Origin of the sequence: Stenotrophomonas sp. 610A2, from assembly GCF_030549615.1 — a bacterium.
Classification (GTDB): domain Bacteria; phylum Pseudomonadota; class Gammaproteobacteria; order Xanthomonadales; family Xanthomonadaceae; genus Stenotrophomonas; species Stenotrophomonas pigmentata.
Genome location: NZ_CP130832.1, coordinates 249647 through 264161 on the forward strand (window position 1 = coordinate 249647; position 14515 = coordinate 264161).

Consider the following 14515-nt stretch of genomic DNA (forward strand, 5'->3'; position numbering starts at 1 on the left):
AGCCAGGGAAAAGGGAAGAAGCGTAGTGCCGAGCCATGCTCGGCAGAGGCTTTACCGGTAAGGCCCCTGCCGAGCATGGCTCGGCACTACAGGGGGCAGGAGCCGCTGCGACTTTTTGACGCACTGCGACAACCGGTCACATCCGTTCTTAACCAATACCGGACCAGAATCGCCCCAATTAAAAAGTTGCGGAGAAGCGGCCGTGGAAGCGCTGCTGTTGTCCCGGATCCAGTTCGGATTCGTGGTGAGTTTTCATGTGCTGTTCCCGGCCTTCACCATCGGTACGGCCAGCTGGTTGGCCTTCGTTGAATGGCGTTGGCTGCGTACCCGCAACCCGGTCTGGCGCGAGCTGTTTTTCTTCTGGCAGAAGATCTTCGCCGTGTCCTTCGGCATGGGCGTGGTCAGTGGCATCGTCATGGCCTTCCAGTTCGGCACCAACTGGCCGCGCCTGAGTGAAGTGGCCGGCACGGTGATCGGGCCATTGCTCACGTACGAGGTGTTGACCGCGTTCTTCCTCGAGGCGAGTTTCCTCGGCGTGATGCTGTTCGGTTGGGAAAAAGTCTCGCCGCGCCTGCACTTCTTCTCCACCTGCATGGTGGCGTTGGGCACGCTGTTTTCCACGTTCTGGATCCTGTCTTCCAACAGCTGGCTGCACACGCCGGCCGGCTACGCGCTGGTCGATGGCATCGTGCACCCGCAGGACTGGTGGCAGATCGTGTTCAACCCGTCCTTCCCTTACCGACTGGCGCATATGGCGCTGGGTTCGTTCATCACCACGTGCTTTGTCATCGGCGGTGTCGGTGCCTGGTATCTGCGTCGTGGTGTGCATGTGGAAGCTGGTCGCAAGATGCTGGTGGCAGCCGTCGCATTCGCCGCGTTGACGGTGCCGGTGCAGATCTTCGTTGGTGACATGCATGGCTTGAACACGCTGGAGCACCAGCCGATGAAGATCGCCGCGATGGAGGCGCACTGGCATGAGAGCAAGCCCGGCGAAGGCGTACCGCTGGTGGTGTTCGCCGTGCCGAATGAAAAGGAAGAGCGCAACGATTACGAGATCGCCATTCCCAAGCTCGGCAGCGTGATCCTGACCCACAGCACAGACGGTACCTTCGCGCCGCTGACCTCGGTGCCGGCCAGTGAGCGGCCGCCGGTGGTGCCGGTGTTCTATGCGTTCCGCATCATGGTCGGGATCGGCACGTTGATGCTGGTGCTGGCGTGGATCTCGGCCTTCCAGCTATGGCGTGGGCGTCTGCTGGAATCCAAATGGCTGCTGCGCGGATGGAACTGGATGTTGCCCAGTGGCTTCATCGCGCTGGTATCGGGTTGGTTCGTTACCGAGATGGGCCGGCAACCCTGGGTGGTTTACGGGTTGCTGCGTACTGCCGATGCGGTCGGTACGCAGAGTGTGTGGATGACGGTGCTGTCGCTGACTGTTTACGTGATCGGCTATCTGTTCGTGTTTGGCTGGGGCATCTGGTACCTGGTCAAGATCATGCGCAGTGGCCCGGCGCCACATGGGCAGCCGCCGCGCGACGACGGCATGCACACCCCGGCGCGGCCGCTGTCCGGCGTCAATGAACCGCTGGAGGAGCGCTGACATGGAGATGACAACCTGGCTGCCGGTGGCATGGTTCGCGGTGATCGGCTTCGGCGTGCTGATGTATGTGGTGCTGGATGGCTTCGTGCTCGGCATCGGCATACTCGCGCCGTTTGCCGAGGACGAGCAGCAGCTCGACGTGATGATGAATACCGCTGCGCCGATCTGGGACGGCAATGAGACCTGGCTGGTGCTCGGCGGCGCCGGTCTGATGACGGCGTTCCCGCAGGTGTATGCGGTACTGTTGTCGGGCCTGTATCTGCCGGTACTGTTGTTGGTGATGGGACTGGTGTTCCGTGGCGTGGCCTTCGAGTTCCGCTTCAAGGCGCACCGTTCGCGTGCGCTGTGGAGCGTGTCGTTCGCGCTGGGCTCGCTGCTGGCTTCGTTCGCGCAGGGCGTGATCCTCGGCGCGCTGGTGCAGGGCTTGCCGATGCAGGACGGGCAATACAGCGGCGGTGCCTTCGGCTGGTTCAGTCCGTTCTCGATGCTGACCGGTGTGGCGGTGGTCACCGGCTACGCGCTGCTTGGCAGCACCTGGCTGATCCTCAAGACCGAGGGTCGCGAGCAGGCCTTGGCACGCTCGCTGACGCGGCCGTTGATGGTGGCAGTGATCGTGTTCATGGGCCTGGTCAGTACCTGGCTGCCGTTCCTGCAGTCGCGGGTGATGGAGCGCTGGTTCAGCGATGGCAACTTCTGGTGGCTGTCGCCGGTGCCATTGCTGACCCTGGCCGTGGCGGTGGCGCTATGGCGCAGCGCCATGCACCCGCGCCGCGACCTGCCGCCATTCCTGCTGACCCTGGCGCTGTTCGTGCTCGGTTTCGTCGGCCTGGTGCTGGGCATGTGGCCCTACCTGTTGCCGCCGCACCTGACCCTGTGGCAGGCCGCTGCGCCGGCGTCTTCGCTGGGTTTCAGCATGGTCGGGCTGGTGCTGCTGTTGCCGGTGATCCTCGGCTATACGGTGTGGTCGTACCGGGTGTTCCGCGGCAAGGTGACCGCCGAAACCGGCTATCACTGAACCGTGGCGACATGGCCCGGCTTGCCAGCCGGGCCGCCCGGGGCCAAGCTGGCCGCCCGTTGTGGCCGCCGCCGTGATGGGCAGTCCATCGAACGAGGTCATCGTAGTCGCATGTCGGTTGTTCCCGAGCAGTTGCCAAGTCCTTCCCGTCATCCATTGGCCAATGGTGAGCTGCGCCGCTTGCTGGCGGTGGGCAAGGATCGTTCGGTCGATCTGCAGACCTTCTTCGCGCATGTGCGCGGCGTGGCCGCGCTGCTGCCGGCGGCTGAGCATGCAATCAACCTCTGCGATGACCGCTATCGCTTCCTGGTGGCGTTCTGCGCGGTGGCCTTGCGTGGGCAGGTGAACCTGCTGCCTTCGTCGCGTGCAGCTGCCGTCGTCGCCGATGTACAGCAGCGCTATGCGCAGACGTATTGCATCAGCGACGACGCGCTCGAGCAGTTGCCAGCGGACAGCTTCGTGTTGCCCGCGGAGCTGCCGCAGCTGAACGGCGATCTGCCGCAGCTGGCCAGCGACCAACTGGTGGCGATCGGCTTCACGTCCGGGAGCACTGGTACGCCCAGTGCCAACAGCAAGACCTGGGGTTCGTTCCTGGCCAGCACCGCGCAGAACCTGCAGGCGTTGCAGAGCCTTTGGGGTGATGCGCAGCCAGCGCTGGTGGCGACGGTGCCGTCGCAGCACATGTACGGCATGGAGATGGCGGTGCTGCTGCCCTTGCTGGCGCCGGCGACCTTGCAGGCCGGACGTCCGTTCTTTCCGCAGGACGTGGTGCTGGCACTGCAGCAGGTGCAGGCGCCGCGCGTGCTGATCACCACGCCGGTGCACCTCAAGGCGCTGGTGGAATCAGGTGTGGAATTGCCGCCGCTGGCCGGTATCGTCACCGCCACCGCGCCGCTGTCGCAGGAACTTGCGGCGGCTGCCGAGCAGGCATTCGCCACCGAGGTGCGGGAGATGTTCGGTTCCACCGAGACCTGCATCTTCGCGCGTCGCCGCACCGCCAGTGAGTTGGCCTGGAGCCTGTTGCCCGGGGTGCGGCTGGAGCCGCAGCCCGATGGCACGCGGGTGCATGCGGCGCATCTGTCCGCGCCGGTATGCCTGGCCGATCTGGTCGAACTGCTGCCAGGTGATCGCTTCGTGCTGCGTGGCCGCCGCGCCGACCTGCTGGAAATTGCCGGCAAGCGCGCCTCGCTGGGCGACCTGACCCGCAAGCTGCAGGCCGTGCCCGGTGTGGTCGATGCGGTGGTGGTGCAGTTGGCGCCCGAACCCGGCCATGCGGTTGGCCGCATCGCCGCGCTGGTGGTGGCGCCAGATCGTGAAGAGGTCGATATCCTGCGCGAACTGCGTGAGTTCATGGATCCGGTGTTCCTGCCACGGCCGCTGCGCAAGGTGGCGGTGTTGCCGCGCAACGATACCGGCAAGCTGCCGCGTGACGCGGTGCTGGCATTGCTGGGGCACTAAGCCGCAGCGGTTTGGCCAACGTGTTGCCGACGTGGCCGCAGATCAGGCGTCGTGGACGCCGTCGATCTCGACCCGCAGGTCGCGCCGGCATACCGCTGCATGCAGCACGATATACGGCACCTGTGGCGGTAGGTGCGAGGCCAGGGCTGCGCGCACCTCGGCAATCTCGGCCGCATCGCGCACATAGACCTTGAGCCGGCTACCGTCGCCGAACTGGGTTGGCAAACCCGGCCGATGCGCACGTGCCGCGCCAATCAGCGCTTCGAAATTGGCGAAGGTTTCCTGCAACTGGCGCTGGGTGCTGTCGCCGTGCAGGGTGGCATGGCCGACCACGCTGGCGGTGCCTGACAGCAGCAGCGGCAGGCGGCTGCCGTTGGCGGCCAGCATGGCACGGGCGAAACTCGGTGATTGCCGGCCGTACTGGCGCGGGTAGCGGTAGGCGCTGACCTGACGCGGGTTTTCCAGCGGAGTGCCGGCCTCACGCGCGGCCAGCCAATACACCTGCAGCACGCGCACGCCGTCGACGCGACCGATGGCGGTGGCAGCTGGCAGGGTGCTGGTGTCGATGGCACCGATGCCACGGGCACGGCCCACGCAGAACTCGCGGTAGCGTTCGCTGTCGCCTTCGCCGTCGGTGATCGCGTCCAGGTAGTTCCAGATCCGCAGCAGGTGCGGATAGGCATGCGCAGGCAGGGCTTCGAGCATGCGCGCATAGGCGTGCTCGGAGGCGCCGATGATGCCGCCGTGCTGGTGCTCATCCACCTGCAGCGCACCGAACATCAATGCACCATCGCTGGCCCAGGCCACGCCATTGGCGTCGCGGCCGCTGCTGACCGGCTTGTCGCTGCGCCATACTTCCAGCTGGGCCTCGCCATCCGGCTGCAGGCCGACCTGCAGATAGCGCGGGTCATCGCTGGCTGCGGTGCCGTCGCCGGCCTGGAAACCGACGATGGCCAGCACCTGCGGATCGGCCAGCAAGGCGTTCAGCTGCGAAGGATCGGCATAGTCGATCTGCAGCGCGGCAGCCGCTGCCGGAGATGTCAGGGCATTCATCTCAGGCCCCCGTGACATTGGCGGTCAGGCAGGCGGAGCAGGGCTGGCGGCGGCGGGAGTGGAGCAGGAACGTCATTGCACGGCGTATCGGGCATCGCAGAGACGGCAATGATACCCCGCGAGTCTGAACTGTCATGCTTGCGCAACCGTCGGCGATGCCGGATCGTTGCGGGTCTGATTGGCAGTAGGTGTGGAAATGTCGCAACAAAATGATGCCGAGCGCGAGCTGGCCGGGCTGCTGGTCGAGAGCCTGAACCTGGAAGACGTGGACCCGGCCCAGATCGACCCGGAAGCAGCGTTGTTCAATGATGGCCTGGGCCTGGATTCGATCGATGCGCTGGAGCTGGCCTTGGCCATCAGCAAGCGCTACGGCTTCCAGCTGCGCTCGGACAACGAGGACAACCGCCGCATTTTCGGTTCCCTGCGTGCCCTGTCGGCACATATCCAAGCCAACAAGACGGTCTGAACGGCGTGACTGCTGCCAGCCCTGAACCCGGCCACGGGCCGGTGGCGCTGGCGCTGCGGGTGATCCTGCTGCTGGCCTACCCGGTGCTGTCGCACGTGGCCAGCCTGCGCAATGAAGGCATGTGGGCTGCCGCCGCTTTGGCTGGGCTGGTCCTGCTATGCCTGCTGGAACCGCTCGCGCGGCGCCAGCCATGGGCGTTCGGCGTGCTGGCGGCGAGCTGTGCGCTGCTGTGGTGGCTGGGTGGATCGAGCTGGGCCTGGATGCTGCTGCTGGCACCGCCGGTGGTATTCCCGTTGCTGGTGGCCTGGGGCTTTGCCCGTTCGCTGCTGCCGGGGCAGGTTCCGCTGATCACCCGCATCGTGCGGGCGCTGTATGCGCGGGCCGAGATGCCGCTGACGGCGAAGCTCGAACGCTATACGCGCCGGCTCAGTGCTGCCTGGGCCCTGGTGCTGGTGCTGCTGGCACTGATCAACCTGGGCCTGGCGATGAGCGCGGTACCCGACGGCCTGCTGGCGGCGTTCGGCATCCAGCCGTGGTGGCCGGTGACCCATGAACAATGGTCGTGGTGCGCGAACATCGCCGATTGGGGGCTGATCGGCGGCTTCTTCGCGCTGGAATACGCGGTGCGCTCGCAGTTGTTCCCGCAGCGCCCTTACCGCAACGCCTGGGATTTCATGCGCCAGATGGGCCAGCTCGGGCCGGCGTTCTGGCGCGACCTGCTGCGCTGAAGCACAGGGCTGCCGGTATCCTGTCTGCACAAATCGCCGCCAGCGCAGCCATGTACTTCAGCATTCCTTCCGATCACCCCTGCCTGCCCGGCCATTTCCCGGGCCGGCCGCTGGTGCCCGGGGTGGTGGTGCTGGAACAGGTGCTGCAGGCGGTGGCTGCCGAGTGCGGACATGCGGTCGGCGCGCTGCGCCTGCCGCAGGTGAAGTTCATGGCACCCCTGCTGCCGGATGAGCAGGCGCGGATAGAACTAGAAGGACAGGCACCGCGCTGGAAATTCCGCGTGCTGCGCGCTGACCAGCTGCTGGTGCGTGGCGAGCTGGTGTTGGCCGAAGCTGACGCGCGGGCATGAACGCGCCCGACTGGAAGCATCGACCTGAAGGCGGCGGACGCTCCGCGGTCCGCCTGATCGGCGGCATTGCCCGCCATGGCGGGCGCGGCATTGCCCGCGCCTGCCTGTATCCGATCACCTGCTATTTCTACTGCGTGCGTGGTGAAGAGCGGCGTGCCTCCGCCGACTACCTGCGGCGCCTGTTCGGGCGCCCGGCGCGTGCGCTGGAAGTGGCACGGCACATCCACACCTTCGCCGCCACCATCCTGGATCGGGTGTTCCTGCTGGCCGGCCGCACCGCTCTGTTCGACATCCGCAGCAGCGGCACCGAGCCGCTGCTGCAGTTGCTGGACCAGGGCCGCGGGGTGCTGGTGTTCGGCTCCCACCTGGGCAGTTTCGATGCGCTGCGGGTGCTGGCACGGATGCGCCCGGACCTGAAACTGCGGGTGCTGATGGACCGTGCGCACAACGCCGCCATCACCGAGCTGCTGGCCGAGCTCGACCCCAAGCTGGCCGACTGCATCATCGATGCCGCGCAGGATGGCACGGCGATCGTGCTGGCCATCCAGCAGGCCTTGGCGGAAGGGGCGATGGTGGCCTTGCTGGTGGACAGGGCACGCCCGGACGAGCCCGCCATCGCGGCACCGCTACTGGGCAGCGCAGCAGCCTTCCCGACCGCACCCTGGTTGATCGCCAATGCACTGAAGGCGCCGGTGGTGCTGGCATTTGGCCTGTACCGTGGCGGCAACCGCTACGACCTGCGCTTCGAGTCGTTTGCCGAGGCGGTGGACATTCCACGGCGCGGCCGCGCCGAGTTGTTGTCCGCGCTTATCCACCGTTACGCCGGCAGGTTGGAGCATCACCTGCGCGACGCCCCTTACAACTGGTTCAATTTCTATGATTTCTGGCATTCCCAAGACCCTGCGCCCACTGCTGTGCCTGCTGACGAGCCTGCTGCTCAGTAGCCCTGCGCTGGCCAATGGCGTCGATGCGGCGTGGATACTGCGGCAACTGGCGCAGCCGGCGCCCAGCCAGACCAGCTTCCTCGAACTGCGTGGCTCGGCGCTGCTGAAGGAGCCTCTGCGGGTCGAAGGCCAGTACCGTCGCCCGGATGCCGGCACGCTGGTTCGTGAAGTGCGCGCGCCGTATGCCGAGACCACCACGATTGCCAGTGGCCAGGTCAGCATTGCCCGCGCCGGCAAGCCACCACGCGTGTTCGCGCTGCAGCGTGTTCCAGAGCTGGCCGATCTGCAGGCCAGCTTCGGTGCGATGTTGTCCGGTGACCTTGCCGCCCTGGAACGCAGCTACCGGCTTCAGGCCTCCGGCAGCGCCCAGCACTGGCAGCTGCAGCTGACGCCCAAGGCAGAGGCATTGGCGCGTCGCGTGCGCGCCGTGACCCTGCATGGCCAGAACGCGGAACTGCGCTGCATCGAAACCCAGCCGGCGAAGGGCGATGTGCAGCGCACCCTGCTCGGCACTGCCGCCACCGCAGCGGCTGCTGTACGCGATGCCGCTGCATTGAACGGCCTGTGCAATGCGGGCGGAACCCGTTGAAGCTCTCGTCGTCGCATCGCATAGGTCTGGCCATAGTCTGGTTGCTGCTGCTCGGCGTGCTGGGCATGTGGATCAGCAGCCGCATCCAGGTCAGCGGCGACCTGCGCAAGTTCATGCCTGATGCACGCACGCCTGCACAGAAACTCTTGCTGGATGAACTCGGCGAAGGCCCTGGTGCACGCTTGTTGCTGGTCGCGCTTTCCGCTGCCGCACCAGAACAGCTGGCGCAGCAATCGCGCGCGCTGCGTGAAGCGCTGGCTGCCGATGCACAGTTCGAGTTGGTCGCCAATGGCGAGCAGGCCGGGCTTGAAGCATTTCCCGAACGTCTGCTGCCCTACCGTTACCTGATTGATGCACTGCCGGCAGATGCGTTCTCCAGCACCACTCTCAGCGAGGAGCTGCAGGCGCGCCTGCAGGACCTGGGGTCGCCGGCAGGTGGTTTGATCGAACCCTTGCTGCCCTCCGATCCCACCTTGCAGGTGCTGCGCGTGGCCGAAGCCCTGCAGCCCGCCAATGCACCGCAGCGTATCGACGACGTCTGGTTCGACCGCGCAGGCAAGCAGGCATTGCTGCTGGTGCAGACCCATGCCGCCGGCTTTGATCCCGGTGCCCAGCAGTTGGCGGTGGATACGATCAACCACCAGTTCACCCGCATCGCCGCAGGCAGTGGCAGCCGCATCGAGTTGAGCGGGCCGGGGGCGTTCTCGGTGAAGATCGGCAACCGCACCGCCAGCGAAGCAAGCATGATCGGCACGCTGGACACCATCGGCATGATCCTGTTGCTGTGCTTCGCCTATCGCAGCTGGAAGATGCCGATCCTCGGCTTCCTGCCGCTGGCCAGCGCCGGGCTCGCCGGCCTGTGCGCGGTTGCAGTGGGCTTCGATGGCGTGCATGGCATCACCATCGCATTCGGCTTCACCTTGATTGGTGTCGTGCAGGATTACCCCATCCACTTCTTCAGCCACCAGCGCCCGGGCCGCTCGGCCTGGGACAACGTGCGCGCGCTGTGGCCGACCTTGGGTACCGGCGTGATCGCAACCTGCATCGCCTACCTCACCTTCCTGTTCTCCGGCGTGGATGGCCTGAAGCAGCTGTCGGTGTTCACCATCACCGCGCTGGCGACGGCGGCATTGGCCACGCGCTATCTGCTGCCGGCATTGATCGATCCGGCAACGCGCGATTTTGCCGACTCCGCGCGGCTGGCGCGGCTGTGGAAACACACCCAGCGGCTGCCACGACCACGTTGGTCATTGGCCGCGCTTGCCGCAGTTGCGGTGGCGGTCATGCTGCTGGCGCCCGGCGCGTTCTGGCAGAACGACCTTGGCCGCCTGACCCCGGTCGACCCGCAGGACCTGATGCGCGACGCGCAACTGCGCAGCGAACTGGGCGCGCCCGATGTGCGTTATCTGATCACCGTGCGTGGCAGCGATGCGCAGGCGGCGCTGGCCGCCAGCGAACGATTGCGGCCCGCCCTGGATGCGCTGGTCGCCAATGGCGAACTGGAACGCTATGACATGGCCGCACGCTACCTGCCCAGCGCGGCCACCCAACACCAGCGCCAGCAGCAGCTGCCGGACGAAGCCACGTTGCGTGCAGCGGTGGCCTCCGCCGTTGCAGGCACGCCCTTCGTCGAAGATGCCTTCGAGCCCTTCGTCAAGGATGTGATGCAGGCGCGTAGTGCACCGGCACTGCAGGCAGGAGATCTGCAGGGCACGCCGCTGGCGACGGCGGTGGGTGGCTTGCTGGTGCAGGGCCAGGATCACGCTATCGCGCTGGTCTCGCTCAGTGGTTTGAATGACGTGGCAGCGGTGGCCAGTACCGCGCGCCTGCACGGCGCCGAGTTGCTGGACATGAAGCAGGCCTCCGAATCGCTGGTGGCCGACTACCGCAGCCGCGTGCTGATGGCGCTGGCCGTCGCGGTGCTGTTGCTGGCGCTGACCGTGGGCCTGGCATTGCGTTCACCCCGGCGCGTGCTGCGGGTGCTGCTGCCGATGGTCCTGACCACCTTGCTGGTGCTGGCGGTGTTGCGTGGTCTGGGCGTGGAGTTGAACCTGTTCCACCTGATCGGCCTGATCCTCGCTGCCGGGCTTGGCCTGGATTACGGTCTGTTCTTCGAGCATGCCGGCGACAGTCATGCCGACCAGCTGCGGACCCTGCATGGCCTGCTGGTATGCAGCGTGATGACGTTGTTGGTATTCAGTCTGCTTGGGCTGTCCTCGATCCCGGTGCTGCGTGCGATCGGCAGCACGGTGGCGCTGGGTGTGGTCTGCAATTTCATCCTGGCGTTGTTGATCTCGCGCCATCCAAGCCAGGAGCTCGGCCATGCTGGGGCGTGAGGACATCCTCAAACTCGTTCCGCATCAGGGCAGCATGTGCCTGTGGGACCAAGTGGTGGACTGGTCGGCGCAGGAGATTACGCTGCGCGCCTTCAATCACCGCGATGTCCTGCATCCCCTGCGCTGCGACAAGCAGCTGCGCGCGATCCATCTATGCGAGTACGGCGCACAGGCGATGGCCGTGCATGGCGGCCTGCGCGGGCGCGAGCGCGGCGGTGCGGTAATACCGGGCGTGCTGGTGGCGCTGCGCGATGTGCAGTTGCATGTGGCGCGCATCGACGACCTGCCTGATGCACTGGAGGCCGCGGCACAGGTATTGGCCGAAGGCGAGGGCAGCCAGCAGTACAGCTTCCGCATCCACCATCGCGAGCAGCTGCTGGCCGAAGGCCGCGCCGCGGTGATGCTGCAGTTGCCGTGAACAATCAATGAGACATAGCGGAGCAGATCCATCATGAGCAAGCAACGACGTGCGCTGGTAACCGGCGGCAGTGGTGACCTTGGCGGCGCGATCTGCCGCAGGCTGGCCGCCGATGGCGCGCATGTGATCGTGCATGCCAATGCCAACCTGGCGCGTGCCGACGCGGTGGTCGCGCAGATCATTGCTGACGGCGGCAGTGCGCAGGCGGTGGCCTTCGATGTCGCCGACAACGACGCGGTGAGCGCTGCACTGGAAGGCTTGCTGGCGGATGGCCCGATCCAGATCGTGGTCAACAATGCCGGCATCCACGATGACGCGCCGATGGCCGGCATGGATGCGCAGCGTTGGCAGCGGGTGATCGATGTCAGCCTCAACGGCTTCTTCAACGTGACCCAGCCGCTGCTGCTGCCGATGGCGCGTACCCGCTGGGGCCGCATCGTCAGCGTGTCGTCGGTGGCTGCAGTGCTTGGCAATCGCGGCCAGACCAATTACGCCGCGGCCAAGGCCGGCCTGCATGGCGCCAGCAAGTCATTGGCACGGGAAATGGCCAGCCGTGGCATCAGCGTCAACGTGGTCGCGCCCGGGGTGATCGAGGGGCAGATGGCCGCCGATGCGTTTCCACCGGAGCTGATCAAACAGACCGTGCCCGCGGCGCGTGCCGGCAAGCCGGAAGAAGTAGCGGCCTTGGTGGCTTTCCTGTGCAGCGATATGGCCGGCTATATCAACGGCCAGGTGATCGGCATCAACGGCGGCATGGGCTGAGCTGTCTCAGCCTGCGGCGTCGGTGCTGTCGATGATCGGCGGATTGGCGCGGATGCTGCGGTAGACGCGCCAGATGTGGCCGTGGCGCAGGGCCAGCAACACGATGTGGCTGGTGATGTTGTACAGGTCCTGCAGCGGCTTGAAATGGCTGGGCCGGAACGGCTCGTCGCTGTCGGCGCAGCGGTAGCGCGATTCGATCGGCACCGATACGCAACGCGTGCCCAATTGCCGCGCCGCCGAGATCACCACCTGCGCTTCGAACACGAAGCCTTCGGCGGAGATCTCGCGCAGGGCGATCACCTCGGCGGGGTAGAAGCGCTGGCCGCTCTGGCTGTCGGCCACCTGGTAATGCGTGCCCCAGGCGATGCCCCAGTCGCCGAACTCGTTGGCCAGGCGCCGGTACAGCGGTTGCGATGCGCGTTTGCGCAGGCGCGCGCCGATGATGATGCAACCCGGGTGGCGATTGGCGCTGGCCAGCAGGCGCGGCAGGTCGGCGGCGAGATGCTGGCCGTCGCCATCCAGGGTAAGTACGCCGCGCAGGCCGCGGCGGTTGGCTTCGGCAAAACCGCTGCGCAGCGCCTGGCCCTTGCCCATGCGCTGCGGGTGGCGCAGCACGGTGACGGGGAGATCGGCGATGCAGTCGGTGGTGCGGTCAGTGGAACCGTCATCGACCACGATCACATGCGGGAAGTACTGCAACGCGCCCTCGACCACCTGGCGGATGCGCAGTTCCTCGTTCAGCGCCGGAATGACTACGGCGACGTTGTCGGCACAGAGCGGTTGCTGGTCATTCATGGAGGATGTCGATCTCCAGCCACTGATCAGTGCCTGAGCGCATCCATACTTTTTCCAGATCCATTGCCAAGGCTTCCAGCAGCGGCAGCGCCGGGTGCATCGCGTTGTCAGCGTACAGCTGCAGCAACGGGCCTTGTGGTGTGTCCTGCGACGGCGGCGGCTGGTCATGCAGCCTGAGCTGCAGGCCGGGCAAGCCGGCACAGGCCGTGCGTGACAGCACGAAGGCTGCTCCCAGCAGCCCGGTGCTTGGTGATACCTCGGCGGCCGGGCCACTGGCATTGCCGTCATAGGCAACCAGCAACACCGCCTCTTCGCCGGCATGCAGCTGCACCATCGCTTCCAGCAGACCCTGCGCGAAGCTGTGGCGGCCGGCGCTGATGGCGGTGGCGGCGACGTGCGCACCCGCACCGATGGTCCAGTAACCGGCGGCAGCGTTGTGCACCGAGTTGTGGAACTTGGTCGGCGAGATCGCGCAGGGGTCGTCCGCCAACGTGGCGCACATGTAGTCGGTGATGGTCAGCTCGCCATGGGTGGAGGTGAACACCGCCGGCAAGGTCGCCGGCGCGCGGTCGGCCGCTTCACAGGCTGCCAGCGCGGCTTCAAGCGCCACTGCCACGGTGCCCGGCGCGCGGCGCCGTTCATTGGCCGCCAGCAGCTGCGGCGAGGGACGGGCTGGTGGATCCAGCGGGCGTTCGCCCTTGCGCATCCAGACACAGGCGCTGTCCCAGTCGGGTAGACCTGCGCCCCAGAAGCCGATGCCTTCCAGTGTTGCTTCCAGCATCGTGCTCATCCTGCCTTGCCGAAGACCAGCGAGCAGTTGTTGCCGCCGAAGCCAAAGGAATTGTTCATTGCGTAGCTGATCTCGGCCTGCGTGTTCTCGAAGCGGATCTGTGGACCGCAGGCCGGGTCGGGAATTTCGCTGTTCAAGGTACCCGGCAGCAGGCCGTCCTCCAGTGCCAGCAATGCGAATACCGATTCGACGATGCCGGCTGCGCCCAGGGTATGGCCGGTCCAACCCTTGGTCGAGCTGGCATGCAGGCTGGGCGGGAACAAGGCGGCCACCGCTGCGGCCTCGATGCTGTCGTTGGCCGGGGTGGAGGTGCCGTGCAGGTTGAGATAGCCCACGTCGCCGGCGTCGATGCCGGCGCGCTGCAGCGCGGCTTGCATGGCCAGGCGCGCACCCAGGCCTTCGGGGTGCGGTGCGGACATATGGTGGGCATCGCTGGATTCGCCGTAGCCGCGCAGCTGCAAGCCCGTGGCCGGGCCCGCACCGGCACGTTCCAGCACCGCGTAGCCGCCGGCTTCGCCCAGCGACAGGCCGACCCGGCGTGCGTCAAACGGCTGACAGGGCGTTGGTGACACCAGCTGCAGCGAGTTGAAGCCGTACAGCACGCTGCCGCACAGGGTATCCACGCCGCCGACCAGGGCGGCATCGGCCAGGCCGGCGTTGATCAGGCGTGCGGCCTGGGCGAAGACCTTGGCGCTGGACGAGCAGGCGGTGGCAACGGTGATGCAGGGGCCGCTCAAGCCGGTGGCCACCTGCACGAAGTCGCCCAGCGAATGCGGGGTATGAATGCGCGGGCGCAGCATGTCCGGCGGGAAATGCAGGTTGCCGTCGGCGTCTGCTTCAAGCCGCGCATAGGCTTCTTCGGTGGCGCCGATGCTGGAGGTGGAAGTGCCCATCACCACCGCCACCCGCGATGCGCCGTGGCGTTCGCGCACCTGCTGCAGCGCGGCCAGCACCTCATCCTGCTGCAAGGCGAGCCAGGCCAGCTGGTTGTTGCGGCAGGCGAACCCGGCAAGCTCCGCTGGCAGGGCCAACTGCTCCAGGCCGTCCACCCGGCCAATCCAGCACGGCAGGGGCTGGTCGCCGAAATCGTTCTGCCGCAAACCGCTGTGGCACCCGCCCAGGCCTCGCCTTTGCGCATCCAGACCCGCACCCAAGGCCGTGGTGGCGGTGTGCGCGAGTATGTTCAGCGGCGCCAGGCGCGGCGGTGATGCAGG

The 14515-nt window shown here is 66.5% G+C and carries 15 protein-coding genes; 11 read left to right on the top strand and 4 right to left on the bottom strand.

The window, feature by feature from the left end; genetic code table 11:
• Positions 1 to 202 precede the first annotated feature (202 nt).
• From Q5Z11_RS00930 to Q5Z11_RS00940, 3 genes are all read left to right on the top strand, one after another.
• Positions 203 to 1597 carry a cytochrome ubiquinol oxidase subunit I gene (locus tag Q5Z11_RS00930; RefSeq protein ID WP_303748289.1) on the top strand — a complete coding sequence of 465 codons (1395 nt, stop codon included), beginning with the start codon at positions 203 to 205 and terminating at the stop codon, positions 1595 to 1597.
• A 1-nt stretch (position 1598) separates the two neighbouring features.
• On the top strand, positions 1599 to 2612 hold the full coding sequence (gene cydB / locus Q5Z11_RS00935) for a cytochrome d ubiquinol oxidase subunit II (protein ID WP_303748290.1): 1014 nt from the start codon (positions 1599 to 1601) through the stop codon (positions 2610 to 2612).
• A gap of 111 nt (positions 2613 to 2723) precedes the next feature.
• Positions 2724 to 4070 (top strand): AMP-binding protein, encoded by a 1347-nt coding sequence (locus Q5Z11_RS00940; protein ID WP_303748291.1) that lies wholly within the window; start codon positions 2724 to 2726, stop codon positions 4068 to 4070.
• A gap of 42 nt (positions 4071 to 4112) precedes the next feature.
• On the opposite strand, the gene Q5Z11_RS00945 is transcribed toward Q5Z11_RS00940, so the two are convergent.
• A complete protein-coding gene (locus Q5Z11_RS00945; protein ID WP_303748292.1) occupies positions 4113 to 5123 on the bottom strand; it encodes a chorismate transformation enzyme, FkbO/Hyg5 family in 1011 nt (336 codons plus the stop codon).
• Between the two features lie 196 nt (positions 5124 to 5319).
• On the opposite strand from Q5Z11_RS00945, the gene Q5Z11_RS00950 reads away from it, so the two are divergent.
• From Q5Z11_RS00950 to fabG, 8 genes are all read left to right on the top strand, one after another.
• Positions 5320 to 5589: a phosphopantetheine-binding protein gene (locus tag Q5Z11_RS00950; RefSeq protein WP_303748293.1), complete on the top strand. Its 270-nt coding sequence runs from the start codon at positions 5320 to 5322 to the stop codon at positions 5587 to 5589.
• Between the two features lie 5 nt (positions 5590 to 5594).
• Positions 5595 to 6317: a ketosynthase gene (locus Q5Z11_RS00955; protein ID WP_303748294.1), complete on the top strand. Its 723-nt coding sequence runs from the start codon at positions 5595 to 5597 to the stop codon at positions 6315 to 6317.
• A gap of 50 nt (positions 6318 to 6367) precedes the next feature.
• On the top strand, positions 6368 to 6667 hold the full coding sequence (locus Q5Z11_RS00960) for a 3-hydroxyacyl-ACP dehydratase FabZ family protein (protein WP_303748295.1): 300 nt from the start codon (positions 6368 to 6370) through the stop codon (positions 6665 to 6667).
• Positions 6664 to 7611, top strand: a complete 948-nt coding sequence (locus Q5Z11_RS00965) for an LpxL/LpxP family acyltransferase (protein ID WP_303748296.1) — start codon at positions 6664 to 6666, stop codon at positions 7609 to 7611. The genes Q5Z11_RS00960 and Q5Z11_RS00965 overlap by 4 nt, the downstream gene beginning before the upstream one ends.
• On the top strand, positions 7544 to 8200 hold the full coding sequence (locus Q5Z11_RS00970; RefSeq protein WP_405051640.1) for a LolA-related protein: 657 nt from the start codon (positions 7544 to 7546) through the stop codon (positions 8198 to 8200). Before Q5Z11_RS00965 ends, Q5Z11_RS00970 begins: the two co-directional genes overlap by 68 nt.
• Positions 8201 to 8265: 65 nt before the next feature.
• Positions 8266 to 10536, top strand: coding sequence for an MMPL family transporter (locus Q5Z11_RS00975; protein WP_303749940.1), 2271 nt, complete (start codon positions 8266 to 8268; stop codon positions 10534 to 10536).
• A complete protein-coding gene (locus Q5Z11_RS00980) occupies positions 10523 to 10954 on the top strand; it encodes a phosphotransferase (RefSeq protein ID WP_303748297.1) in 432 nt (143 codons plus the stop codon). The genes Q5Z11_RS00975 and Q5Z11_RS00980 overlap by 14 nt, the downstream gene beginning before the upstream one ends.
• Before the next feature lie 30 nt (positions 10955 to 10984).
• Positions 10985 to 11716 carry a 3-oxoacyl-ACP reductase FabG gene (gene fabG / locus Q5Z11_RS00985; RefSeq protein ID WP_303749941.1) on the top strand — a complete coding sequence of 244 codons (732 nt, stop codon included), beginning with the start codon at positions 10985 to 10987 and terminating at the stop codon, positions 11714 to 11716.
• Positions 11717 to 11722: 6 nt separating this feature from the next.
• On the opposite strand, the gene Q5Z11_RS00990 is transcribed toward fabG, so the two are convergent.
• Genes Q5Z11_RS00990 through Q5Z11_RS01000 form a run of 3 tightly spaced genes read right to left on the bottom strand, consistent with a single transcriptional unit; the run spans position 11723 to position 14497 of the window.
• Positions 11723 to 12511, bottom strand: a complete 789-nt coding sequence (locus Q5Z11_RS00990) for a glycosyltransferase family 2 protein (RefSeq protein ID WP_303748298.1) — start codon at positions 12509 to 12511, stop codon at positions 11723 to 11725.
• On the bottom strand, positions 12504 to 13292 hold the full coding sequence (locus Q5Z11_RS00995; RefSeq protein ID WP_303748299.1) for a beta-ketoacyl synthase chain length factor: 789 nt from the start codon (positions 13290 to 13292) through the stop codon (positions 12504 to 12506). Before Q5Z11_RS00995 ends, Q5Z11_RS00990 begins: the two co-directional genes overlap by 8 nt.
• Positions 13293 to 13297: 5 nt before the next feature.
• Positions 13298 to 14497 carry a beta-ketoacyl-[acyl-carrier-protein] synthase family protein gene (locus Q5Z11_RS01000; protein WP_303749942.1) on the bottom strand — a complete coding sequence of 400 codons (1200 nt, stop codon included), beginning with the start codon at positions 14495 to 14497 and terminating at the stop codon, positions 13298 to 13300.
• Positions 14498 to 14515: the final 18 nt, after the last annotated feature.